Source organism: Streptomyces sp. DH10, from assembly GCF_029813805.1.
Classification (GTDB): Bacteria; Actinomycetota; Actinomycetes; order Streptomycetales; family Streptomycetaceae; genus Streptomyces; species Streptomyces coeruleofuscus.
Genome location: NZ_JARVKU010000028.1, coordinates 74,666 through 98,281 on the forward strand (window position 1 = coordinate 74,666; position 23,616 = coordinate 98,281).

The window sequence follows — 23,616 nt, forward strand, 5'->3', positions numbered from 1 at the left end:
TGCCGGCTTCCCCCTCGGCTGTCGTGTTGTCAACGCTTCATGTCCCCCGGTGCCCCGAGTGCTCTTGCTATGAGGTCGGTATCGCAGTACTCGGTCAGTGCTCGCAGATTTCCGTCTTCGATGTGGCAAACCCAGCAGTACGTGTTGTGATAGGGCTTTCCATCCGTGGTTGTGGCGCGACCTCTGCATTCCACGACGACGCAATCGCCAGCGGCGACGAACCGTTGTGGGGTGTTCGTGTATGTGTCCGCGAACTGGGCGAGCAGCGGCCGAAACAGCTCGTTGAGGACGGTCTGTTTACCTTCATAGGTCCCTGACCATTTTGTCGTACCGATGATCGTCCAGCGGAAGTCGTCAGCGAGACTGTCGGCGAGAGGCCGACCGTCCCCTTGCGCCAGCCCGGCGAAGATGCGCTGCATCAGGCGCGTGTTCTCGGTCTCGCCCATGACCCCTCCGTTACCTCATGTCTTGACGGTCTGCCATTCAACAGGCCGGAGTGCCGTCGCGGGCGACCTTTCTAGGGAGAGGCCGGGCATCGCGGGAGCGATGCGCAGGCACCCGGGAGGTTGGGACCGACCGGCCAGGCGGCGAGTAATAGCGCACACCGGGATTAAGTGCTCTGCGCCAGTACGCCCAGCGCCTTGAGGAGATGACAGAGGGGCACCGCCTTCGGGCGGTGCCCCTCTTGTCGTCACGGGCTACGGAAACCGGGCGCGTGTCCGGTACTCAGGGGTTCACCCGAGTCCGGGCGAGCTCATCCCTGACTCTGCGGGCTTCCCCCCGGTGGAGTGCTCACGGCTGGCGCGCGGCACCCATCGTCCTGGCGAAGTCCGCAGGGTCATCCTCGAAGCCACGGACGCCGGGGCGGAAGTCCCAGGGACCGGAACCGTCCCGGACGAACTCCGCGACCGTCGCCGCAGTAGCCCCCAGCACGCCCCCGAAGTCGTCCTCGGTCAGGACCGTGTACCCCTCGCGGATGCGCAGTCCGGGGTTCACCACACTGACGAAAGTGCGCTCCGCCGGACGCTGCTGGATGACGACGCCGACCACCACGCGCGCGTACCGGCCGTCGAGCCGGTCGAGCTCCAGCGTCATGACCTCGTCGTAGCCGAAGCCCTGGCCGTCCTTGCTGTCCCGGTTGAGATAGATGGTGCCGTCCGGGGAACGGCTGTCGAAGTGCACCACGTAGGCGGGATCGCCGTGTGGATCGTCCGCCGGATAGGTCGCCGCGACGAGGTCCAGGTCGGTGGACGGCTGCCCCGCCGGACTGGGATCCCACCGCACCGCGATCTCGACCTTGCGAAGCCCCTTGTTGAGCCCGTCCACCGGCGTCCCCTTCCCCGTACCGACTTGCCCGTCCACTTCAACTGCCGGGCCGTCACGACTGTTTGTCCATCCTGCCACGCGTGCGGGTGCGCGCGCCGGAGAGCGGTCCAGCCGAGAGTGACCGACGCCACGCTCCCTGGCCTTACCATGGCGCGGTGCTGGTCAAGTGGATTCGCTGCACCGTGGTGGACCGCCGCGGTTTCGAGCGGGGGCAGCGGAAGTGGGCGGGGCTTCTGGGGGAGCCGGGGTTTCGGGGACAGGGGGGTGGCTGGAGCCGGGGGCGGCCGGACGTGGCGCACATCTTCGCGTTCTGGGAGAGCCGCGCCTTCTACGACTCCTTCATGGCGCGATCTCACGACCGGCTCGCGTCGGCCCAGTCGGGTACGTTCAAGGACGCCCAGGTCAGACTCTTCGACTACCGCTTCGATGTGAAGACCGGCTTCGAACCGCGCTTCACGGACGCCGACCTATTGCGGGTCGCGCTCTGTCGTGTCCACGAGGAGCGGGTCGAGCACTTCGTGCTGATGCAGGAGAAGGTCTGGAATCCGGCGATGGCCGGCTCGCCCGGCATGGTGCGCGGACTGTTCGGCGAGGCGCCCGGGAACGAGTTCATGGTGCTGTCGATGTGGCGGTCGGCCGCAGAACACGGCAAGTACCGCTCCGAGCGCGTGGAGCGGCTCACCCTGCGGGCCCAGACGGAGGCGGACGTGGCGGCGCTCACCGGGGACGTCGTGGACATGGAGCCGAGCTGGACGGTCTGACGTCTCGGGTGAGTCCGACGGGCCTGAACCGATGCATTCCGGTCGGACGGACGTGCGACCTGTGTGATCTGTGGTGCAGGATGTGTGTGACCTACGTTGTATGGGCGCGGTACGAGTGCTCGACGGGCCCTCACCCGATCTAGGGTTTTGGCATGGCACGACCACGGCGCATCGTCCTTGTCCGGCACGGCGAGTCAACGGGCAATGTTGATGACTCCGTGTACGAGCGTGAACCCGACCACGCCCTGGCGCTGACCGAGCGGGGCCGGCGGCAGGCGGAGGCGACGGGCGAGCGGCTGCGCGAGCTGTTCGGCGGTGAGCGCGTCAGTGTGTACGTCTCCCCGTACCGCCGCACCCACGAGACGCTGCGCGCCTTCCGCCTCGACCCCGGGCTCATACGGGTGCGCGAGGAACCCCGGCTGCGCGAGCAGGACTGGGGCAACTGGCAGGACCGGGACGAGGTCCGCCTCCAGAAGACCTACCGTGACGCGTACGGCCACTTCTTCTACCGCTTCGCCCAGGGCGAGTCCGGCGCCGACGTCTACGACCGGGTCGGCGGCTTCCTGGAGAGCCTGTTCCGCAGCTTCGAGGACCCCGACCACCCGCCGAACGTCCTGATCGTCACCCACGGTCTGGCCATGCGGCTGTTCTGCATGCGGTGGTTCCACTGGACGGTCGCCGAGTTCGAGTCGCTGTCGAATCCAGGGAACGGCGAGGTGCGGATGCTCGTTCTCGGAGACGACGGCAAGTACACGCTTGACCGGCCGTTCGAACGCTGGCGTGATCCCGAGCCCTACGGGATCACCGGATAGAGTGGCAGGGCGATGACCGCTGATTCCTCCCCTGAGGGGCGCCTGGACCGCGCCCTGGCCAGCCTGCGCGGACTGTCCGTCGGGGACGCCCTGGGCTCCCAGTACTTCGTGCCGGTGAACTACCCGCTGCTGAAGCGCCGAGAGGTGCCGTCCGGGCTGTGGCAGTGGACCGACGACACGGAGATGGCCGCCTCTGTGGTCGCCGTCCTGGTCGCCCACCGCCGCATCGACCAGGACGCCCTGGCGCGCTCCTTCGCCAAGCACCACGATTTCGACCGGGGCTACGGTCCCGCGGTCAACCGCATGCTGCGGCTCGTCCGGGAGGGCGGCGACTGGCGTGAACTCGCCGCGGCGCTCTTCAACGGACAGGGGTCCTGGGGCAACGGCGCCGCGATGCGGATCGCTCCGCTGGGCGCCTGGTACGCGGACGACCCGGAGCAGGCGACCCACCAGGCGGAGATCTCGGCCTACACGACCCACCAGCACCGCGAGGCCGTCGTCGGCGCCATGGCCGTCTCCGCGGCCGCCGCGTTCGCCGCCGCCCCGGGAGGGCCGCCCGGTGCCGGGGCCCTCATGGACGGGGTCATCGACTTGGTGCCGAAGAAGAGCGCGGTCGGTGCGGGGCTGCGCCGGGCCCGGGACATGCTCGACTACGGCGACCCGGCCACGGTCGCCGCTGTCCTGGGATGCGGGCGGCGGACGACCGCCCACGACACCGTGCCGTTCGCCCTCTGGTCGGCCGCGCGAAGCCTCGGTGATTACCAGCAGGCGTTCTGGACGACCGCCCAGGCCGGTGGGGATGTCGACACGACCTGTGCCATCGTGGGCGGCGTGATCGCTTCAGGGAAGGCGGGGGCGCCGCCCGCCGAGTGGGTGGAGCGGACGGAGTCGCTGCCGGACTGGGTGCCCGTGTCGGTCTAACGGTCCGAAGTCTCAGATGTCGGTGTCACGGTTGGACGTTTCCAGCGTCGGTCTGGCGGTCGGAAAACTCGCCGGCGTCGGCCTGGCGGTCGGAACTCTTCCGCGTCGGGTCTGAGCGATGAGAAGTCTCCCGCGTCGGTCTGTGCGATCAGAACTCTCCGGCATCGACCCAGGGACCAGAACTCTCCGTGCGCGTTGGGAACTCTCCGTGACCAGCTGCTCGTTGTCGCGACATCCGCTGTGCGAGCCATGAGGCCGCACACGCTGGACGTACGTGCATTGAGCGCGAAAGGGGGGTGGCCATGGGGGTCCTGCTCACTGTTCTGATCCGCTGGTGGGGCGCCCTCGCACGCCGCGTGGGACATGCGCGGAAGACAGGCCCGCTGCCCTCAAGGCCCGGCCCCTGGACACGGTCCGCCCATCCGCGGCCGGTCGCGGCTCGGCCCGGCGGCAGCCGCCGGCCGGCCTGCGTCAAGCCCGCCGGCGAGCCGCCTGAGTCGTCTCGCGATGCCTTTGCGTCAGCCCAGCCCAGGCCCGGCCGAGCCGGAGAGCGCCTCCAGGTCGCTCTTGCGGACCCGGATCACCAACCAGGCGGTGGCCAGGGCGAGGACGGCCATGGCCGCTGCCGGGATGAAAGCAGCGGAGATGCCCTCGGCCAGCACCTCGTGCCCCCACGGCGCGGGCAGCTGATGCGTCGTGGCGAACTCCGCCTTCTGCTCCGTGGAGCCCTCGGCCATGAACTGCGGAAGCTGCTTCTCCGCCTCGTCCCTCGTCGCCGTGCCGAAGACGGTCGTCAGGATGGACAGACCCAGCGATCCGCCCACCTGCTGCGTGGTGTTGAGCAGCCCGGACGCGGCGCCGGCCTCGTGCTGGGCGACACCGGAGACGGCGGTGAGCGTGAGCGTCACGAAGTTCAGGCCCATGCCGAAGCCGAACACCAGCATCGGCCCGAGGATCCCGCCGACGTACGAACTGTCGGAGCTGATGAGCGCCTGCCAGGCCAGTCCGAGCGCCGCGAGCGCCGAACCGAGGACCATGAACGGCTTCGGGCCCAGCACCGGCAGGAACCGCTGCGAAAGACCGGCGCCGAGCGCGATGACGACCGTCACGGGCAGGAAGGCCAGCCCCGCCTCGATCGGGCTGTAGCCGAGCACGTTCTGCACGAACAGCACGATGTAGAAGAACATGCCGAACATCGCCGCCGCGAGACTCAGCATGATCACGTACGTTCCCGAGCGGTTCCGGTCGGTGAACATCCGCAGCGGGGTGATCGGCTCCTTGGCCCGGGACTCGATGATCCCGAAGGCCAGCAGCAGGACCACCGAGGCGGCGAAGGACCCGATGGTGAGGCTGTCCCGCCAGCCCTCGTCCGCCGCTCGGATGAAGCCGTAGACGAGGGACGCCATGCCCGCGGTCGAGGTCACCGCGCCCGCTATGTCGAAGCGGCCGGTGTGCCGTTCGGACTCGCCGATGTAGAGCGGAGTGAGCACGGCGATCAGCACGCCGATCGGCACGTTCACGAAGAGCACCCAGCGCCAGTCGAGCCACTCGGTGAGCATGCCGCCCGCGAGCAGGCCGATGGCACCACCACCCGCGGACACCGCGGCGAAGACACCGAAGGCCCGGTTGCGCTCCGGGCCCTCGGGGAACGTGGTGGTGATGAGGGCCAGCGAGGTGGGCGACGCGATCGCGCCTCCCACGCCCTGGAGGACCCGCGCGGCCAGCAACTGCCACGGCTCCTGGGCGAGCCCGCCGAGCAGCGAGGCGAAGGTGAAAAGCAGGATGCCGGCCATGAACACCCGGCGGCGCCCGAGGAGATCACCGGCGCGGCCGCCGAGGAGCAGCAGACCGCCGAAAGTGAGTGTGTAGGAACTGACGACCCAGGTGAGGTCGGTGGTGCTGAACTCGAGTGTGTCTTGAATGTGCGGAAGCGCGATGTTCACAATCGTCGCGTCGAGTACCACCATGAGCTGGCAGGCCGCGATGACGGTGAGGGCGATGCCGGGGCGCCCCTCCCGGCGCGCCGCGCCTGGCTTCTGGTCCTTGAGCAATGGAGAGGTTGTCACTATGGGTCCCCCAGGAGTGCGTTAGTGAACGCTCGCGTTCACTGCCGCGTCAACGGTAGTGAGTCCCCGACAGTGAACGCAAGCGTTCACTTATGGCGTCGTCGTGCGGCACGTCCCCCTTTGCCGCCGCTCGGCACGTCCCCCGTCCCCGAAATCCCCGCTTCCTCTGCTCGTTGGAGAGAGTCCGATGGTTACCCCGAGCTGGGCGGACGCCCCCGCTCAGACGGCCGCCCGCCGCCGCGGCGCCGTACTCGAACGCGCGATCCTCGACGCCGCGCTGGAGCAACTCAGCACCGTCGGCTGGAACGGCCTGACGATGGAAGGCGTCGCCGCCGGCGCCCAGACCGGAAAGGCCGCCGTCTACCGGCGCTGGCCGTCCAAGGAGGACCTCGTCGCCGACGCCCTGCGTGCCGGACTGCCGCGGTTCGACGCGGTACCGGACGAGGGGAGCGTGCGTGAGGACCTCTTGGCGCTGTGTCGGCGAGCCCGTGACGCGATGTTCTCCCGTCCGGGTTTTGCGCTTCGCTCAGTGATTCACGAATGCGACACAACGCAGGCCGAGCGCTTCCATGCCGTGATTTTCGACGGGGTCGTGGAGCCCACGATCAAGATGCTGCGTGAGGTCATCGAGCGGGGGATCGCGCGAGGCGAGGTGCGTTCCGACGCTGCGAACGGCTACGTCTTCGATGCCATCCCGGCGATGATGATGTACCGCTCCAAGATGTGCGGTTGCGAATGGAGGGATCAGGAAGTCGAGGAGATGATCGACCAGTTGATGGTTCCGCTACTGCGGTCGAGCAGCGGCTGACAGGGTCCGCGGAGAGGCGTGACGCCGCTCGGCCCGACCGGGGTGTCGCGGCCGGTTCCGGGCGGCGTAACCTAGGGTCGCCATGCCGTACGAACCGCCTACTCACACCGTCGAGCGCTCCCTTCGAGCCACGACCGGAGCGAAGATCGTTGCAGGTGTCGACGAGGTGGGGCGCGGCGCGTGGGCCGGTCCCGTCACCGTCTGCGCGGCGATCACCGGACTGCGCCGGCCGCCCGAGGGTCTCACCGACTCGAAGCTGCTCACCATCAAGCGACGCACCGAACTCGCCGAGGAACTGCGGAAGTGGGTGACGTCGTACGCCTTGGGGCACGCCTCCCCGGAGGAGATAGACGACCTGGGGATGACGGCCGCGCTGCGGCTCGCCGCGGGCCGTGCCCTGGACGCCCTGCCGGTCCGCCCCGACGCGGTCATCCTCGACGGGAAGCACGACTACCTCGGCGCTCCGTGGCGGGTCCGTACGGTGATCAAGGGCGACCAGTCATGCGTGGCGGTAGCGGCGGCCTCGGTGATCGCCAAGGTCCAGCGCGACAAAATGATGGCCGAACTGGGTATCGACCATGCAGACTTCGGTTTTGCGGACAACGCCGGGTATCCCTCACCCGTGCACAAGACCGCACTGGCGGAGCGGGGCCCCACCCCCTACCACCGGTTGTCGTGGGCGTATCTTGATGCGCTGCCCCAGTGGCGGCACCTCAAGAAGGTCCGCAGCTGTACGGACGGAAGCGTTCCGGAAATCGAGGGTCAGCTCGGCTTTGATTTCTGACGGTTTCGTTCGCACGCATGCGCCACCCGCCGAAGCGGGCCGTACCAACGTTTGATAAATATCAACCCATGCCTCTCATTCCCGAGGAGCCTCAGATTCACGAGAGTGCCCAGGGTCCCCGCGCCACTCCGGCCAGCGGCCGTACCGCGCCGACCCCTCGCCCCGTACCCGGTCCCCGTCCCGCGGCTCCGTCGCGTCCCGGTCGTCCCGGTCCTCTCCGGCCCGCGCCGCCGGTGCAGCGCACGCCGCGGGACGCGGCCGCCCAGCCCGGTCCGTCGGCTCCCGCTGCCGGTGCCGCCGCTCCGGCAGCCCCGCAGATCCAGTTGATCCCGGCTTCAGCCGAAGGTGCGCTCGACGCCGCCGAGGAGGCCGTGGACCTGCTCCTGGAGTCCGGTCGCGCCCCCGGCGACGTCCTGGTGATCACGACCGGTGAACAGCACCCGTGGGCCGCCCACGAGCTGTCCTTCGGCGAGACCTCCTACTGGGCCCAGCACGACGCCGGTGACGACGTCTTCTACACGGACGCCACCGTCGCCGACCGCGCCGCCTCCCGTTCGGTGGTCGTCGTCGCCGTCAACGGCGGTGCCGAGGCCGCAGCCGCGAGCGCCCTGTCCTTGGCCCACTCCCGGGCCACCGCCCTGCTGATCGTCTGCGGTGACCCGCAGCGGATCAACTCGGTGCTGGGCACGAGCGTCTGAGTCGCTGCCGCTGCGTCCGGTCGGGCGCCGGTGGCTGACTTCGGGCGCCGCTCCGGGGGGCTCCGCACAGCGGCTGGTTCGGCCTGCCCGGAGGACTGAAAGGCGGGGCTGCGTACGGGATTTGCCCGGGTGGCCTCAGCCTGGTCCTCGGGGCTCATTCCGAGTGTCCGACGAGGCGTCCGTGGCGGATCCTGCTGCTAGCCGCCCGGCCCGCCCCCTTCCGTGCGACGGCGTTCGCGCCCCGAGTCCGTGCGGAGCGGTCTGCCCAGGGCCTCAGCGTGCCGCCGCAGCGCGGCGCAGCACCTCGGAGGCGGCGCCACCGGTGCGCGGCAGCGGCGGCGGTGCCTCCGACGTGTCGAACGGCTCCGGTGCCGAGGCCGAGTGAGGGCGGCGTCCGCCGCGGCCCTCGCCGAGCACCTGCCAGCCGTCACGGGTCAGCGTGATGTACGCCCCGCAGCGCAGCCCGTGCAGGGTGCAGGCGTCGCGCAGCCCCCACATCCACGCGCCGTCCTCCTCCGTCCAACGGGCGTCGCCCTCACGGCAGTAGAGCAGCACGGCGGTGCGCACCGGAGTGCGGCGCCGCAGATCGTGCGGGATGATCAAGCGCAGCTGCGCCAGCAGCACGTTGCGGAACATCCAGCCGTCGGCCGGGGCCGGGCGGCGGACGAACGAGGCGCTCGCGCGCAGCCGCTCGTCCGGGTCGAGCACGGCGATGACTGCGGTGGCCGGCTGCGGGTGGTGCCGGGCGTGCAGTCCGCTGACGACTTCACGGGGGTTGCGGAGCAGCGGGATCCCGGCGGCGGCCCATTCCGCGGGTTCGAGCAAGCGGTTGGCGGAAGCGGCGGATGTCGACGCCGCTGCCGAGGCCGGAGCGAATCCGAAGGTCACGGTCCTCCCTTCGGCTACGCGCCCACACTGCGGGCGGGGTCGGATTCTGGGAGCGCGCACCGCAGCGAAGCCCGACCGGGTCGGCGGTCGTACCGTGCGGGAGCGGACCTCAATTCTTCCTGTCGAACTTGAATGCGGCAACGAGCAATTGGGGCAGCCGACCGTTATCAGATGATGCGCGGCTAATATCCCCACCCTGTGTGTCGCCGGGCCACCCATGGGGCGTTCGAGCACGACACGTTCGTACGTTACGGCGGTGCGCGGCGTCCAGAGGTATGCGCGACCGGGCCAGGCGGCGGCGCCCGGACAGGGGGCCGATGCCCGGCCAGGTCATGGCTGACGTGGCTCCCGATGCACGGTCAGCCCTGCACGGCCAGCACCAGCGGCAACACCCCCTGCGCACCGGAGCGCCGCAGCAGGCGGGCCGCGACCGCGAGGGTCCACCCGGTCTCGGTGTAGTCGTCCACGAGGAGCACCGGGCCCTCGGCCTCGGCGAGGGTGGACGCGAGAGCGGGCGGTACGGTCAGTGCCCCGTCGAGCGCCTTCAGCCGCTGGGCGCTGTTGCTCCGGGGTCCCGGGTACACGTCGCCCGTGTATTCGACGGTGCCCAGCAGCGCCAGCCGGCCGACTTCCGCGATGCGCGCCCCAAGTGAGTGGATCAACCGGGGCCGGGTGCGCGAGGCGACGGTGACCACGCCCACCGGGCGGGGCTGCGGGTCCGACACATTCGGGGCCCAGCCGCCGGGTCCCTTGGCCCAGTCGGCCAGCACACCGACCACAGCCTTCGCCACGTCGTCCGGCACGGGCCCGTCAGGTGCCTGGGGCGCGAGCATCGGCCGCAGCCGGTTGCCCCAGCCGATGTCCGACAGGCGCCCCAACGCACGTCCGGGTGCGGCCTGTTCGCCGACCGGGATACGTCCCTTGAGGTCGACTCCGATCGCCGGCAACCCGGTCGGCCACATCCGGCGGGGCTCCACCTCGACACCCGCCCGACCCAGGTCCACGCGCGCCGCGTCGAGCGCTTCCGTGGACATGTCCGCGGTGAAGCGCGGGCCCGCGCAGTTGTCGCAGCGACCGCACGGCTTGGCGGCCTCGTCGTCCAGCTGGCGTTGCAGGAACTCCATCCGGCAGTCGGTCGTCGAGGCGTACTCGCGCATCGCCTGCTGTTCGGCCTTGCGCTGACGCGCCACCCACGCGTACCGCTCGGCGTCGTACGTCCAGGGCTGTCCGGTGGCGATCCAGCCTCCCTTGACCCGCTTGACCGCCCCGTCCACGTCGAGGACCTTGAGCATCGACTCCAGGCGGGATCGGCGCAGCTCCACCAAGGGCTCCAGGGCGGGCAGCGACAGAGGCTTCTGAGCGTGCGCGAGGATGTCGAGCGTGCGGCGCACCAGCTCTTCCGAGGGGAAGGCGAGCGACGCGAAGTACTCCCAGATCGCCTCGTCCTCCTTCCCGGGAAGCAGGAGCACCTCGGCGTGCTCCACACCGCGTCCCGCGCGGCCCACCTGCTGGTAGTAGGCGATGGGGGAGGAGGGCGAACCGAGGTGCACCACGAAACCCAGATCGGGCTTGTCGAAGCCCATGCCGAGCGCGGAGGTGGCGACCAGCGCCTTCACCTTGTTGGCGAGCAGATCCTCCTCGGCCTGCTGACGGTCGGCGTTCTCCGTCTTGCCCGTGTACGAGGCGACCGTGTGCCCGCGCTGCCGGAGGAAGGCGGTGACCTCCTCGGCGGCGGCCACGGTGAGCGTGTAGATGATCCCGGAACCCGGCAGGTCGTCGAGGTGCTCGGCGAGCCAGGCCATCCGGTGCGCGGCGTCGGACAGCCGTAGCACGCTCAGACTCAGGCTGTCCCGGTCCAGCGGGCCCCGCAGCACGAGGGCGTCCGAACTGCCGCCGGTGCCGAGCTGCTCCGCGACGTCGGCCGTCACGCGCGCGTTGGCGGTGGCGGTGGTTGCGAGCACCGGCACACCGGGCGGGAGGTCGGCGAGCATCGTGCGCAACCGGCGGTAGTCCGGCCGGAAGTCGTGGCCCCAGTCGGAGATGCAGTGTGCCTCGTCCACCACGAGCAGCCCCGTGGCGGCCGCGAGCCGGGGCAGCACCTGGTCCCGGAAGTCCGGGTTGTTCAGCCGCTCGGGACTCACCAGCAGGACGTCGACCTCACCCGCGGCGATCTCGGCCTGGACGGCCTCCCATTCCTCGGTGTTGGAGGAGTTGATGGTCCGGGCGTGGATGCCCGCCCGGGCAGCCGCCTCGACCTGGTTCCGCATGAGCGCGAGCAGCGGGGACACGATCACGGTCGGACCGCTGCCCTGGGCCCGCAGCAGCGAGGTCGCCACGAAGTAGACCGCGGACTTGCCCCAGCCCGTGCGCTGGACGACCAGGGCGCGGCGTCTGTCGGCGACCAGTGCCTCGATCGCCCGCCACTGGTCCTCGCGCAGCCGGGCCGTTCCCGGGACGTCCCCGACGAGACGGGTGAGGACCGCGTCGGCCGCCGCCCGGAGATCCGCGTTGCTCGTGTGCTCCATGCGTTCCATACAACAGGACGGCACTGACAGTGCGAGCGGTGCGCGGGGTAATCAGGCGCCTCGCGTTTCGAGTGACGTGTCCCTGATCGGAGTTATCCACAGGGTCAAGCGGAGCTTCGGATTCCGCGAGATCGTCTTCGCATGACGAACCACAGCGAAACGACTGGATCCTCTGAAAACGGCGACATCACCGGGCCCGACGCGCACGACAGGCACAGGGACGGTGGACAGGAGAAGCGGGGAAGCGAAGGAACCGGGCCGCACATCCCCAGCCCCGCGTACGACGGCCACGGCGGCGAGCACCAGGTCACCCTGCGTACCCCGGCGGAACTGGCCGACGCCCTGCCGTATCTGCTCGGATACCGTCCAGAGGACAGCATCGTCCTGGTCGCCCTGCACGACAGGGACGGGCGCGGGCGGTTCGGGGGCCGGGCCCGGCTCGGCATCCCCGCGAACCCGGACGACTGGCCGTCAGCGGCCCGGCAACTGGCCCACGGCCTGGTGAAGGGCAGCGAGCGCCGAGGGGCCCGCCCCGAGTCGATGGTCGCCTTCCTCTGCCAGGAACCGGAGAAGGGGGAGTCCGGCCGGCAGGTCATGGAGCGGCTCAGGCCGCTGGCCCACAAGCTGCGTGTGGAGTGCGGTTCCCTGGACGTGACGGTGGTCGAGGCGCTGTGCATCTCCGACGGCCGTTACTGGTCCTACTGCTGTGACAACACGACATGCTGCTCGCCCGAGGGAGCTCCCATGGGCCTGCCGGGTACATCGGTGCTGGCCGCCGCTGCCACCTACGCGGGAATCCAGGTACGCGGCACACTGAGGGAGCTGCGGGCCCGGCTGCTCCCCTGGGAGAACGCCGCCGCTCTCGAGCAGGAGGCCGCCCTGGACACCGCCAGCCTCGCGCTGGTCCCGAGGATCCTGGACGACGCCGGCCGTGCCGAGGTGGCCGACGAGACACTGGAACTGGCCGGGCGGATCCTGGACCGCTTCGCCGGGGCACAGCCCGTCTCCGGCATGCTCCTGGCGGATCTCCGCGACGACGAACTTCTCCGGCACGACGAGGCAGCCCGGCTGATCCTCGGCCTCCAGGACCGCGCGACCCGTGACCGCGCGGCCGAGTGGATGGAGGGCGACGAGGCCGGACGCGCCCTGCGCCTATGGCGGTCGCTGGCCCGCCGCTGCGTCGGACCCTACGGCGAGCACGCCGCTGCTCCCCTCACCCTTGCCGGCTGGGTCGCATGGTCAACCGGCGACGAGCTGGAGGCAAGGGAAGCCCTCGCCATGGCCCTGAGCGCGGATCCCGACTATCTCTTCGCCCGCCTCCTGCACCAGGCCTGCAACGAGGGCCTGGACCCGGAGTCGATCCGCAGCTGCCTGCGAGCGGAGCGCGTAGGCCGGGAGTGCCCGGGAGCTGTCGGCTCGGATGCTCGGGCCGTCGACTCGGACCTTCGGACCGTCGGCTTGGATGCTGGGACGGGCTGCTCCCCGGCCCGGGCGGAGGGGGGTGTCGAGCCGGCGGGCTGCTCCCCGGTCCGGGCGGACGGGTGTGCCGAGCCGATGGACCGTCCCCTGGCTGAAGCGGAGGACTTTACCGAGCGGGTGGGCAGGTCCCCGGCCAGGGCGGACGACTCCGTCGGGCGAGTGGACAGCTCCGTCGCGGAGCAGGCCGGCCCCCCGGCTCGGCCGGACGCCGACGAGGTCGCCACAGGTGAGGTAGCCGCGCCCGAGCCCGAGCCGGAGCCCGCACCCGCGTCCACAGCGGTGCCCTCACGTCGTCGACGCCGTACCCGTCCAGCCCGGTCCGCCGGTGCCGTCGGCGCGGCCCCGAGTGGTGCCCGTGCAGGAGGCCGCGTGCCGAGCGCACGGGTGCCCCGTCGGCGTACTCCGACGGGCACCACGCGCCCTGCCAGGGTCGTAGAAGCCGGCACGCGTACCGGCCGGCTGACCGCGGGTGCTGCGCGGTCCGCCAGTGCCCACCCGGGCGGCACGCGTGCGCGTACGTCGCGGAAGGCGGCCCTGCCGTGCCACGACACGAGCAAGGAAGGCGGACAGCCCGGCCAGGGCACGGAGACGGAGGGGGAGGAGTGAGTGTCCTCCTGACGGCCTCGACGCGCCCGGGGCGGGGACGCGGGCGTGACCCGGAGGAGGTTCACGCCGTTCACCTGAGTGGCGGAACGCCTGGATGGGACGTGACGTCGCACTGCCCCTGCCCCGTCGGAGCCCTCCGGCACCGGCGCCGAACTCGATCGAGGCGCACAGAGCGCAGAGGAAGCCTCTCCATGCATCAGCCGACTCCGCCCTCCTCCGCTGCCGACGACCGCCACGCCCCGGGCGGGGCCCCGCCGCCCCGGGCGTCGGACCCCGGCCGCGGGCTGCCTGGGGCCGGATCCGGGGCCGGGACTCCGAAGCCAGGAGCCCATGACGCCCCTCCGCGGCCGGCGGCACACGTCGACGGATTTGGGCCCAGGTTCCCCGGGGAGGCCTCGCCCGCCTCGCTGCCCACCGGCCCGGGCTCGTGTCCGCCCTCGACACCGGACCGGGGCCGTTCGTCTCCCTATGGGGCGGGCCGGAACCGTCGTCCTGGTGCCGCGTCGGAGTACGGCTCGCCCCCGCCGCCCTTGCCTCAGAGCCGGGGCCCGTCCTCCGCGGGGCAGCCCGCCGGGCCTCCGCGGGGTGCCACTATCCCCGGACTGCGCTGGTCTGACGACCTGCCGCCCGCCCACACCATGATGATCTGCGTCGCGCTTCCCGGTCTGGCCATCTCGACGGAGGGAGGGCAGATGACCGGCCGGGGGCTGGAAGGCTTCTATCGCGCCGGCCGGCGCGTGCTCTCGCGGTGCGAGATCCGCGTGGCCGGGCGGGAACCGCTCGCCGTGCAGGCCCGCATGGCTGCCGCCGACCGGGCCAGGTTCGTGGGCACGCTCCGCACGTCACCGCAGGCAGGCCCGGATCCGGACGTCGTCGTGGAACGCAACCGTCTCGCGGACGGCACGGAGTGGATCACCTTCCACAGCGCGGCACCCCGTCCGCTGCGTCTGCCGGTCGAAGTGTCCCTGGGCACGGACCTGGCCGACCTCGGGTCGATCGCCTCGGGCCGCCCCGGACCCGAACTCCCCGCGAGTGTCCACGACTCCGGACTGCGGTGGTCCTGCGCCACCGGCAATGCGTCCGTCACGGCCGCACCGCCTCCCTCGGACGCACTGGCCTCGGCCGGGCTGCTGCGGTGGGAGCTCGACCTGCCGCCGGGCGGCAGCAGAAGCGTGGAACTGCGGGTGCGGCCGGACGGTGTCGGTCCCCTCCGAGCCGTGGGCCGTGCGGCGACCAGCCCCCTTGCCGCCGCGCGAGGCGAAGGCGACGACCCGAGAGTCCCCGTATTCCTGAGAACGAGCATCGAGGACCTCCAGGCCCTCCTGCTGCGTGATTCCGCGAACCCCGCCGACACCCACCTCGCGGCCGGTGCACCCTGGCGCTGCGGTCTCGCCCCCGCCGACGCGCTCGTGGCCGCCCGGATGGCCCTGCCGCTCGGTACGGGCCTGGCAGCGGGGACGCTGCGGATCCTCGCCCGTACCCAACTCACCGGCCCGGGACCGCAGTCCGGGATGATTCCCGGCCCGAGACGGGACGCAGGCCCGCACCTTCCGCCGCAGTGCACCGGCACGGAGGCCACGCTGCTCTTCCCGGCGCTGCTCGCAGAGGCCCGTCGCTGGGGCCTGGGCGAGCAGGAGACGGAGGAGCTGCTGCCGGTCGCCGAGCGCTGTCTGACCTGGCTGCGAACCACCGCGGGCGACGACCCGTACCTGCGCGATCCGCACCCCGGCGATCCCGTCCGCTGCGAGACACAGGCGCACGCCCACCGTGCCGCGCTCCTCGGCGCAGACCTGCTCGACGCCTGCGGTCGCACGGGCGGAGTGGCACTCCGGCAGTGGGCGCAGGCCTTGAGAACCGCCTTCCGCAGGGACTTCTGGGTCGACGACCTCGCAGGCGGCCGGCCCGCGGCTGCCCGTGCCCCGGACGGCAGACCCGTGCCTCATCTGGGCGCGGCCGCCGTCCACCTCCTCGACACCGGCCTGCTGGGCGAAGGCACCTCGGCCCCCGGTCTGCTCGACAAGGTGCAGACCGAGAAACTCGCCCGGTTGCTCGGTAGTCCTGTCATGGACTCGGGCTGGGGCCTGCGCGGACTGGGCGTGAAGGAACCGGGGTTCAATCCGTTCGGCCACCGTGCCGGGGCCGTACGGGTCCAGGAGACCGCACTCGCCGTCGCGGGCCTGGCCGCCACCGGCTACGAGAAGGAGGCGACCTCCCTGCTGCACGGCGTGCTCGCGGCCGCCGAGACCTTCGCCCACCGGCTACCTGACATGTACGCAGGGGAACAGCGCACTGAGGGGAGCGCTCCCCTCCCGCATCCGGCGGCCTGCCGTCCGGCAGCCACATCGGCGGCCGCCGGAGTGCTGCTGCTGACCACGCTCGTCGGCATCCGCCCCGACGCCCCGGCAGGGACGGTCACCCTGCGCCCCATGCGCAGCGCACCCCTGGGCGAGGTCGGCTTCACGGGACTGCGGATCGCGGGCGCCCCCTTCTCCGTACGGGTCAGTCGGCTCGGCCTCGCCATGGTCGAGGAAGCGGCCGACGGACTTCAATTGGGGGCGTGACCTGGTGCGACGTTCAACTTCTGGACGACCGGGCCGGAGAGTGAAGTTCCCATCCGGCCGAAGTGGATCAGGCGCCGATGCGACCGGTGAAAGGAGTGTTTATCGTCAGGCAGACGACTATGATCGCCGCATGCCCTACGACCCGTCAGCGTTCCCGCCCTTTGCCGTCACCGTGGACCTGGTCGTGCTGACCGTGCGCCGCCATGCCCTGTGCGCGCTGGCGGTACGCAGGGGCGAACCCCCCTTCCAGGGGCGTTGGGCACTGCCCGGCGGTTTCGTCAGGGCCGACGAGGACCTGGCGCAGGCCGCGGCGCGCGAGCTGGCCGAGGAGACCGGGCTGCGTGTCCACGACCCGTCCGTCCCCGCCCAGGACAACGGAGCGCACCTGGAGCAGCTCGCCACCTACGGCGACCCCAAGCGGGACCCCAGGATGCGCGTCGTCAGTGTCGCCCACCTGGCGCTCGCTCCCGACCTGCCAGCGCCCAGGGCAGGCGGCGACGCCAGCAACGCCCGTTGGGCTCCGGTGGAGGAACTGTTGCGGCAGGGCGGCTACGGGCGGGATGCCGAACCGGTCGCACCGCTCGCGTTCGACCACGCGCAGATCCTGTCGGACGGAGTGGAGCGTGCTCGCTCCAAGATCGAGTACTCGTCGCTGGCCACTGCGTTCTGCCCGCCCGAGTTCACCGTCGGAGAGCTGCGCCGTGTCTACGAGGCGGTGTGGGGCGTGGCGCTCGACCCGCGCAACTTCCACCGCAAGGTCACGGGCACGCCGGGCTTCCTCGTCCCCACCGGTGGGACGACCACCCGCCAGGGTGGCCGCCCGGCTCAGCTTTTCCGTGCCGGTGGGGCGACTCTGCTCAACCCCCCGATGCTGCGCCCCGAGGTGTGACCCCGAGTCCGGAGCACCACGGGCCCGCTGCCCGGACAGGGGTGACGGTCGTGCCCGAGGCAGGCCTCGTGCTGCCCGAAAAACCGGACATAGCGCGCTATCTTGCTGCGAGTGATCCAGGCCTTCGGACTGACCAGCAACCCCCGCAAAGAGCTTCCGCCCGCAGCCGACGACGTCTCCTTCGAGGCGCGAGCGGGCCGCGTCACCGCGCTGCTCGGAGCACCGGGCGCCGGTAAGACGACAGTTCTCAGACTCATGCTGGAACTCCAGCAGGGCCGTGGGTTCACCTACTTCCGGGGCCGCCCCCTGCACCGCATCGCTCATCCGTCGCGCGAGGTCGGTGTGCTGCTGGGCGACGTGCCGGGGCACCCGGCCCGCACGGTCCGCGGTCATCTGCGCATGCTGTGTGCGGCCGCAGGTGTCCCGGTCCGGCGCGCCGACGAAGTGCTCGAGGCGGTCGGGCTCGTGAGCCTGCGCGACGAACGCCTCGGCGCCCTCGCGCGCGGCATGGACCGCCGCCTGGGCCTCGCCTGCGCCCTCCTGGCCGACCCGCACACGCTCGTCCTCGACGGCCCCGCCGACGGGCTGTCCGTCCGCGAGAGCCACTGGCTGCACGGCATGCTGCGCGCCCACGCCGCCCAGGGCGGCACGGTCCTGTTCACCACGGCCGACCCCAAGGAGGCCGCGCGCTCCGCCGACCGCGTCGTCACGCTGGAACAGGGCAGGCTCGTGGCCGACCAGGAGGCCGTGGAGTTCTCGCGTACCCGCCTGCGCCCCCGGGTCGCCGTACGCAGCCCGCACGCGGCCCGTCTCGCGGCCCTCCTGGCCAAGCAGGCCCGCACCGCTCAGCGCTCCGTCGAGGTCGTACGAGAAGGCGGCAACCGCCTCTCCGTGTACGGCAGTACCTGCGCGGAGATCGGCGAGACGGCGTTCCGCCACGGCATCGTCGTACACCAACTGGCCGACGAGATCGGTGACATGGGCCCCGGGGCGGGAACCGTGCACGCAGACGAGCCGCAGGGCGGCAGCGCCCCGGGCCTGGGCAAGGCGGGGCAGGCGGCGCGCGAATTGCACAGGACCGACGCGGCGCAATCGTCTGCCGACACGATCGAGATCGTCCGTGTGGAGCCGGATGGCACGAGTGCCGAGGCGGGACACGTCACCGAAGCGCCTGGCGCGACGGTTGCGCCCCCAGCCGCCAACGATGAGCCGCGACCCACCCTCGACGCGCCGAAGCCGACCGCGGTCACCGCCGACCCGGATAACGCTGATCCGCTCCCAGCGCTCCCAGCGGTCCCCGCAGCCCCCGTGGCCGTCGCCGTTGAGCCGCCACGCCCGGCTAAGCTACGGCCCACTGCCGACGCGGCAGAGCCAGTCACCGTCGAGCCCTTGCTCCCCGCCGGGCACGCGCAGCCCGCCGCGGAGCCGCACGAGCGTCCGGACGCCCTCTCGACCGGCCACGCGTCCAATGTCGAGGCCCATCCTCACGAAACGACGACACCCCGCACGTTCCACCCCGCCGACACCCGCACCGCACGCACAGCCCGCACACTTGACGCGCTGCCCCCGCTGCCGCCTCCCATCTCCGTCCGCCCCGCCCCCAGCCCCCTCCGCCCCCTCCGCTACGAAATCCGCCGCGCCGCCGGGATCGGCACCGGGTTCATCACCGGGGCCGCGGTACTCGTCGTGTCCGCCGTGACCGCCGTCGTGCTCGCCCGTATCGGGCACACCCCTCAGCCGCGCCTGCTGGCCGCGTGGCCGCAGGAACTGCCCCTGCCACCCGCGGCGCTCGGTGCCGGCCTGCTCGGCGCGCTGGCCTTCGGCGACGAGTTCCGCCACCCCGCCCTGGCTGCGGACGGCGGCACCGTGCCCCGTCGGCTGGGGCTGCTGGCCGCCAAACTGCTCGTCGCCACGGCCACCGCGCTGATGCTGGCCGCCCTCACCGTCGGCTGCGACGCCGAGGTGCTCTATCTCGTCTACGGACGGGAGCTCGCCCAGGTTCCCGCCGACTGGCTTCCGCTGAGTGCGAGTTGGATCGGGCTGGTGGTCGGCTGTGCCTGGGCGGGCGTGCTGGCCGCAGGTGTCTTCCGTTCCACCACGGCCGGACTGGCCGCCGTGGCCGCCGTGCCGCTCCTCGTCGTGCCCGCGGTGCACAAGGTTCTGGAAGGGCCGTCCGTGCGGACCGCGGCGGGACTTCCCGTGCGGCTGCGCGAGGCGCTGCTGCCGCGATGGCCCTTCGGTGGAGAGCGCTACCTGGAAGCCGCGCTCAGCGTGGTCTCCCAACCTGTCGGCGGCGCACTGACGTTGTCGCTGACCGCGCTGCTCTGCGCGTATCTGCTCACCGCACTGCGGAGCCGATTCCGGTGACGACTGTCCGTAACCCTTAGTCCGGCCATGCGCACAACTCCCCGCAGAACGCCCATTTCTTTCCGATAAGGCGTCAATTGCGACGGGGTGAGCGATCACCCTTTCGTGTGCTTTTCACCAAAGACCTCAAGGGAGTTGGAGACGGCGCCGACAAAGGATGCGTGAGTACCCTTGCGCACACCATGATGACCGCCGCCCGCTCCGCTGACTCCGGCCTCGCGAGCCCGGGCGAACTCGACCGCTACCCCTACGCAGAGGCGCCCGCCGTCGACCGCGTCGGTGCCCCTGTCTGGGACGGCGGGGACCCCGAGCTGGGCCGGGTCGGCCGGCGCGCCGCGGGCAGCCGCGGACGCGGGCTGCACGGCCAACTCGTCCAGCAGTTGGGTCAGATGATCGTCTCCGGCGACCTGGGCGCCGACCGTCCACTGGTGCCCGAGGAGATCGGCCAGCGGTTCGAGGTCTCCCGCACCGTCGTCCGCGAGTCGCTCCGCGTCCTGGAGGCCAAGGGCCTGGTGAGCGCCCGCCCGAACGTCGGCACGCGCGTGCGCCCCGTCAGCGACTGGAACCTCCTCGACCCGGACATCATCGAGTGGCGGGCCTTCGGGCCGCAGCGCGACGATCAGCGCCGCGAGCTGAGCGAGCTGCGCTGGACGATCGAGCCGCTCGCCGCCCGCCTCGCCGCCGGGCACGGACGCGAGGACGTCCAGCAGCGCCTGGCGGACATGGTCGAGATCATGGGGCACGCGATGGCCCAGGGTGATGCGCTCACCTTCTCCCGCGCCGACTCCGAGTTCCACTCGCTGCTCATCCAGGTCGCCGGCAACCGCATGCTGGAGCACCTCTCCGGGATCGTGTCCGCGGCCCTCCAGGTCTCCGGCGGTCCGATCGCGGGCTGTGACCGGCCGACCGAGGCGTCGCTGGCGCACCACGGCCGCATCTGTGATGCCCTCGCCGCCGGCGACGGGGCCGCGGCCGAGGCGGCGATGCGGCAACTTCTCACGGTCCACCCAGAGGTGGAACGCGTCGTGCCCGCTCCGCGCGAGCACTGACCGCGTTCCACGGGCGGCGCGGCCGGGTCTGCCACCCCCCTCCTGTGGCAGTGCCCGCTCGGTGAACCGCCTCCCGTCGGACCCCGCGGATCCACGCGATCCCGCGGGGTCCGACGGCGCGAAGGGCCGCGGATCCGCCGGAGCGGCCGGTTAACGGCCAGGTCTGACCATCTTTGCCCGCGTCTGTCCGCCTATGTTCGCTTACGGGGTGTGACTCGGGCCACGCGAATTGGGCGTAACGCTCGCGGGAAGAACGCGATGACCTAAGAGGTGACAGCCGCGGAGGGAATACGGACGCCGTTCACGGCGCTGTGCATCTTCCCGGCCCCCCGCGCCGTCGGCCCACCCCCAAGCCGGCGGTCGGCTCCTGTCCGCTGTGGACGGGGCCGGAAGCCGTTTTCCAACGTTCCGAGAGGTTGTTCGTGTCGGCCAGCACATCCCGTACGCTCCCGCCGGAGATCGCCGAGTCCGTCTCTGTCATGGCTCTCATTGAGCGGGGAAAGGCTGAGGGGCAGATCGCCGGCGATGACGTGCGTCGGGCCTTCGAAGCTGACCAGATTCCGGCCACTCAGTGGAAGAACGTACTGCGCAGCCTCAACCAGATCCTCGAGGAAGAGGGTGTGACGCTGATGGTCAGTGCCGCAGAGCCCAAGCGCACCCGAAAGAGCGTCGCAGCGAAGAGTCCCGCCAAGCGCACCGCCACCAAGACGGTCGCGGCCAAGGCGGTGACCACCAGGAAGGCCACCGCCACGGCCACGCCGGCGGCGCCCGCAGCCGAGCCCGCCGCCGAGGACGAGGCCCCCGCCAAGAAGGCGGCTGCCAAGAAGACGACCGCCAAGAAGGCGGCCGCCAAGAAGGCGCCTGCCAAGAAGACCGCGGCGAAGAAGACCAGCGCCAAGAAGGACGACGCCGAGCTTCTCGAAGAGGAGGTGCTCGAGGAGGCCGCTCCCGGCAAGGCCGGCGAGGAGCCCGAGGGCACGGAGAACGCCGGCTTCGTGCTGTCCGACGACGACGAGGACGACGCGCCCGCCCAGCAGGTCGCCGCCGCCGGTGCCACCGCCGACCCGGTCAAGGACTACCTCAAGCAGATCGGCAAGGTCCCGCTGCTCAACGCCGAGCAGGAGGTCGAGCTCGCCAAGCGCATCGAGGCCGGTCTGTTCGCCGAGGACAAGCTGGCCAACGCCGACAAGCTCGCGCCGAAGCTCAAGCGTGAGCTGGAGATCATCGCCGAGGACGGCCGCCGCGCCAAGAACCACCTCCTGGAGGCCAACCTCCGTCTGGTGGTCTCCCTGGCCAAGCGCTACACCGGCCGCGGCATGCTCTTCCTGGACCTCATCCAGGAAGGCAACCTCGGTCTGATCCGCGCGGTCGAGAAGTTCGACTACACCAAGGGCTACAAGTTCTCCACGTACGCCACCTGGTGGATCCGTCAGGCGATCACGCGAGCCATGGCCGACCAGGCCCGCACCATCCGTATCCCAGTGCACATGGTCGAGGTCATCAACAAGCTCGCGCGCGTGCAGCGCCAGATGCTCCAGGACCTGGGCCGCGAGCCCACCCCGGAGGAGCTGGCCAAGGAGCTCGACATGACCCCTGAGAAGGTCATCGAGGTCCAGAAGTACGGCCGTGAGCCCATCTCGCTGCACACCCCGCTGGGCGAGGACGGCGACAGCGAGTTCGGTGACCTCATCGAGGACTCCGAGGCGGTCGTCCCGGCCGACGCGGTCAGCTTCACGCTCCTCCAGGAGCAGCTGCACTCCGTCCTGGACACCCTGTCCGAGCGCGAGGCGGGCGTCGTCTCGATGCGCTTCGGTCTCACCGACGGTCAGCCGAAGACCCTCGACGAGATCGGCAAGGTCTACGGCGTCACGCGTGAGCGGATCCGCCAGATCGAGTCCAAGACCATGTCGAAGCTGCGCCACCCGTCCCGTTCGCAGGTACTGCGCGACTACCTCGACTAGTCGTCACGGTCGTACGACGCCGAAGGCCCGGTTCCCCTTCAGGAGGGACCGGGCCTTCGGCATGCCCCTCCGCGGATGCGGGCCGCCACGGGGTGGATCACGCTGGGTGTCTCGTCGGCATCACGGAGTGAGGAGGGTGTATGCGTCGTCGCCGTGCCCGAGCCCTGGCCCGACCGCTGGTCCTGGCTGCCGCGGCAATCGCCCTGTCAGTGGGTCCCAGCGGCCCTGTGGCCGCCGACCGGGTCGTCATAGGGGGATTCCCCGTCGACGCGTCGGAGAGCCCGTGGACGGTGGCCCTGTCCAGCCGTGACCGGTTCGGGGGTACGCGCGCGGGGCAGTTCTGCGGTGGCGTGGTGGTCGGCCGCAGCACTGTGCTCACCGCGGCCCACTGTGTGGACGAGGAGGTCCTCGGCGGGCCGCCGGAGCGCGTACCCGACCTCAGGGTCATAGCGGGGCGCACGGACCTGCTCTCGGACCGCGGCGGCCGGGAGGTCGCGGTGCGGGAGACCTGGGTGAACCCGGCCTACGACAGTGTCAGCAACGTCGGGGATTTCGCCGTACTCACCCTGGCCGAGCCTCTCCCCGCCGACTCGGTCATCGACATGGCGGCCGACGGTGACTCCGCGTATGCCGTGGGCGAAGCCGCGACGGTGTACGGGTGGGGTGATGTCTCGGGCGCCGGGGAGTACCCGAACAGTCTGCGGGCGGCACGCGTGCGCGTGCTCCCCGACGCTCTCTGTGAGGAGGCGTATCCGGGAGGTGAGGGCGGCGTCTACGACGCCGGGAGCATGCTGTGCGCCGGGGAGGCGAAGGGAGGCCGGGACGCCTGTCAGGGCGACAGTGGGGGGCCGCTGGTGGCCCAGGGACGGTTGATCGGCCTCGTGTCCTGGGGGATCGGCTGCGGTCGGGCCGGCAGCCCAGGGGTGTACATGCGTGTGTCCGACATCATGCGCACGCTCGGCTGGGCGCACACGTGAGGCTCATGCGCACGCTCGGTTGAGCGCATGCGTGAAGATCGTGCGCAATCTCGGCCGACACGGCGTGCAGAAACCACGCCGTGGCGTCCGGGCGGAGCCTTGGCGGACTCGCGAGAATGAGGACGGGCGGCTGCCTCC

Annotated in this window: 18 protein-coding genes; 13 read left to right on the forward strand and 5 right to left on the reverse strand. The window is 71.1% G+C overall.

Annotated elements, in window-relative coordinates; genetic code table 11:
• Positions 1-29: 29 nt before the first annotated feature.
• Both QC385_RS38445 and QC385_RS38450 read right to left on the reverse strand, forming a co-directional pair.
• On the reverse strand, positions 30-446 hold the full coding sequence (locus tag QC385_RS38445; protein ID WP_279546039.1) for a nuclear transport factor 2 family protein: 417 nt from the start codon (positions 444-446) through the stop codon (positions 30-32).
• Positions 447-792: 346 nt separating this feature from the next.
• Positions 793-1,362, reverse strand: coding sequence for a TerD family protein (locus tag QC385_RS38450; protein WP_279546040.1), 570 nt, complete (start codon positions 1,360-1,362; stop codon positions 793-795).
• A 119-nt stretch (positions 1,363-1,481) separates the two neighbouring features.
• On the opposite strand from QC385_RS38450, the gene QC385_RS38455 reads away from it, so the two are divergent.
• The 3 genes from QC385_RS38455 (at position 1,482) to QC385_RS38465 (ending at position 3,820) form a co-directional block, all read left to right on the forward strand.
• Complete coding sequence (locus QC385_RS38455; RefSeq protein ID WP_279546041.1) at positions 1,482-2,087, forward strand: YdbC family protein; 606 nt, start codon at positions 1,482-1,484, stop codon at positions 2,085-2,087.
• Positions 2,088-2,239: 152 nt separating this feature from the next.
• The gene (locus tag QC385_RS38460) at positions 2,240-2,899 is read left to right on the forward strand and encodes a histidine phosphatase family protein (RefSeq protein ID WP_279546042.1); all 660 of its coding nucleotides are present in this window, start codon (positions 2,240-2,242) and stop codon (positions 2,897-2,899) included.
• A gap of 12 nt (positions 2,900-2,911) precedes the next feature.
• Positions 2,912-3,820, forward strand: coding sequence for an ADP-ribosylglycohydrolase family protein (locus QC385_RS38465; protein WP_279546043.1), 909 nt, complete (start codon positions 2,912-2,914; stop codon positions 3,818-3,820).
• A 518-nt stretch (positions 3,821-4,338) separates the two neighbouring features.
• On the opposite strand, the gene QC385_RS38470 is transcribed toward QC385_RS38465, so the two are convergent.
• Complete coding sequence (locus QC385_RS38470; RefSeq protein WP_279546045.1) at positions 4,339-5,886, reverse strand: MFS transporter; 1,548 nt, start codon at positions 5,884-5,886, stop codon at positions 4,339-4,341.
• A 187-nt stretch (positions 5,887-6,073) separates the two neighbouring features.
• Between QC385_RS38470 and QC385_RS38475 the strand changes: the two genes are divergently transcribed.
• The 3 genes from QC385_RS38475 (at position 6,074) to QC385_RS38485 (ending at position 8,176) form a co-directional block, all read left to right on the forward strand.
• A complete protein-coding gene (locus tag QC385_RS38475) occupies positions 6,074-6,694 on the forward strand; it encodes a TetR/AcrR family transcriptional regulator (protein WP_279546047.1) in 621 nt (206 codons plus the stop codon).
• Between the two features lie 82 nt (positions 6,695-6,776).
• Positions 6,777-7,478: a ribonuclease HII gene (locus tag QC385_RS38480; protein ID WP_059417404.1), complete on the forward strand. Its 702-nt coding sequence runs from the start codon at positions 6,777-6,779 to the stop codon at positions 7,476-7,478.
• 68 nt (positions 7,479-7,546) lie between these two features.
• Positions 7,547-8,176 carry a hypothetical protein gene (locus tag QC385_RS38485; RefSeq protein ID WP_279546049.1) on the forward strand — a complete coding sequence of 210 codons (630 nt, stop codon included), beginning with the start codon at positions 7,547-7,549 and terminating at the stop codon, positions 8,174-8,176.
• 273 nt (positions 8,177-8,449) lie between these two features.
• Here the strand turns inward: QC385_RS38485 and QC385_RS38490 are convergent, their stop codons facing one another.
• Positions 8,450-9,064, reverse strand: a complete 615-nt coding sequence (locus QC385_RS38490; protein ID WP_279546050.1) for a hypothetical protein — start codon at positions 9,062-9,064, stop codon at positions 8,450-8,452.
• 359 nt (positions 9,065-9,423) lie between these two features.
• On the reverse strand, positions 9,424-11,589 hold the full coding sequence (locus QC385_RS38495; RefSeq protein ID WP_279546052.1) for a RecQ family ATP-dependent DNA helicase: 2,166 nt from the start codon (positions 11,587-11,589) through the stop codon (positions 9,424-9,426).
• A gap of 141 nt (positions 11,590-11,730) precedes the next feature.
• Between QC385_RS38495 and QC385_RS38500 the strand changes: the two genes are divergently transcribed.
• The 7 genes from QC385_RS38500 (at position 11,731) to QC385_RS38530 (ending at position 23,478) form a co-directional block, all read left to right on the forward strand.
• Positions 11,731-13,674, forward strand: coding sequence for a DUF4192 domain-containing protein (locus QC385_RS38500; protein WP_279546053.1), 1,944 nt, complete (start codon positions 11,731-11,733; stop codon positions 13,672-13,674).
• Between the two features lie 692 nt (positions 13,675-14,366).
• The gene (locus tag QC385_RS38505) at positions 14,367-16,235 is read left to right on the forward strand and encodes a glycogen debranching N-terminal domain-containing protein (protein ID WP_443033098.1); all 1,869 of its coding nucleotides are present in this window, start codon (positions 14,367-14,369) and stop codon (positions 16,233-16,235) included.
• Positions 16,236-16,365: 130 nt separating this feature from the next.
• The gene (locus tag QC385_RS38510) at positions 16,366-17,124 is read left to right on the forward strand and encodes an NUDIX hydrolase (RefSeq protein WP_010034909.1); all 759 of its coding nucleotides are present in this window, start codon (positions 16,366-16,368) and stop codon (positions 17,122-17,124) included.
• A 111-nt stretch (positions 17,125-17,235) separates the two neighbouring features.
• On the forward strand, positions 17,236-19,491 hold the full coding sequence (locus tag QC385_RS38515) for an ATP-binding cassette domain-containing protein (RefSeq protein ID WP_279546063.1): 2,256 nt from the start codon (positions 17,236-17,238) through the stop codon (positions 19,489-19,491).
• A gap of 161 nt (positions 19,492-19,652) precedes the next feature.
• The gene (locus tag QC385_RS38520; RefSeq protein WP_279546055.1) at positions 19,653-20,540 is read left to right on the forward strand and encodes a FadR/GntR family transcriptional regulator; all 888 of its coding nucleotides are present in this window, start codon (positions 19,653-19,655) and stop codon (positions 20,538-20,540) included.
• 422 nt (positions 20,541-20,962) lie between these two features.
• Positions 20,963-22,501 carry an RNA polymerase sigma factor gene (locus QC385_RS38525; RefSeq protein WP_279546056.1) on the forward strand — a complete coding sequence of 513 codons (1,539 nt, stop codon included), beginning with the start codon at positions 20,963-20,965 and terminating at the stop codon, positions 22,499-22,501.
• A gap of 140 nt (positions 22,502-22,641) precedes the next feature.
• On the forward strand, positions 22,642-23,478 hold the full coding sequence (locus QC385_RS38530) for a S1 family serine peptidase (protein ID WP_279546057.1): 837 nt from the start codon (positions 22,642-22,644) through the stop codon (positions 23,476-23,478).
• Positions 23,479-23,616 lie beyond the last annotated feature (138 nt).

What these genes read in the sequence shown, in the direction of transcription:
- QC385_RS38500 (WP_279546053.1), top strand. Translation starts at nt 11,731, where the DNA reads ATGACGAACCACAGCGAAACGACTGGATCCTCTGAAAACGGCGACATC.
- QC385_RS38530 (WP_279546057.1), top strand. Translation starts at nt 22,642, where the DNA reads ATGCGTCGTCGCCGTGCCCGAGCCCTGGCCCGACCGCTGGTCCTGGCT.
- QC385_RS38510 (WP_010034909.1), top strand. Translation starts at nt 16,366, where the DNA reads ATGCCCTACGACCCGTCAGCGTTCCCGCCCTTTGCCGTCACCGTGGAC.
- QC385_RS38485 (WP_279546049.1), top strand. Translation starts at nt 7,547, where the DNA reads ATGCCTCTCATTCCCGAGGAGCCTCAGATTCACGAGAGTGCCCAGGGT.
- QC385_RS38475 (WP_279546047.1), top strand. Translation starts at nt 6,074, where the DNA reads ATGGTTACCCCGAGCTGGGCGGACGCCCCCGCTCAGACGGCCGCCCGC.
- QC385_RS38505 (WP_443033098.1), top strand. Translation starts at nt 14,367, where the DNA reads ATGACCGGCCGGGGGCTGGAAGGCTTCTATCGCGCCGGCCGGCGCGTG.
- QC385_RS38445 (WP_279546039.1), bottom strand. Translation starts at nt 446, where the DNA reads ATGGGCGAGACCGAGAACACGCGCCTGATGCAGCGCATCTTCGCCGGG.
- QC385_RS38480 (WP_059417404.1), top strand. Translation starts at nt 6,777, where the DNA reads ATGCCGTACGAACCGCCTACTCACACCGTCGAGCGCTCCCTTCGAGCC.
- QC385_RS38465 (WP_279546043.1), top strand. Translation starts at nt 2,912, where the DNA reads ATGACCGCTGATTCCTCCCCTGAGGGGCGCCTGGACCGCGCCCTGGCC.
- QC385_RS38495 (WP_279546052.1), bottom strand. Translation starts at nt 11,589, where the DNA reads ATGGAGCACACGAGCAACGCGGATCTCCGGGCGGCGGCCGACGCGGTC.
- QC385_RS38460 (WP_279546042.1), top strand. Translation starts at nt 2,240, where the DNA reads ATGGCACGACCACGGCGCATCGTCCTTGTCCGGCACGGCGAGTCAACG.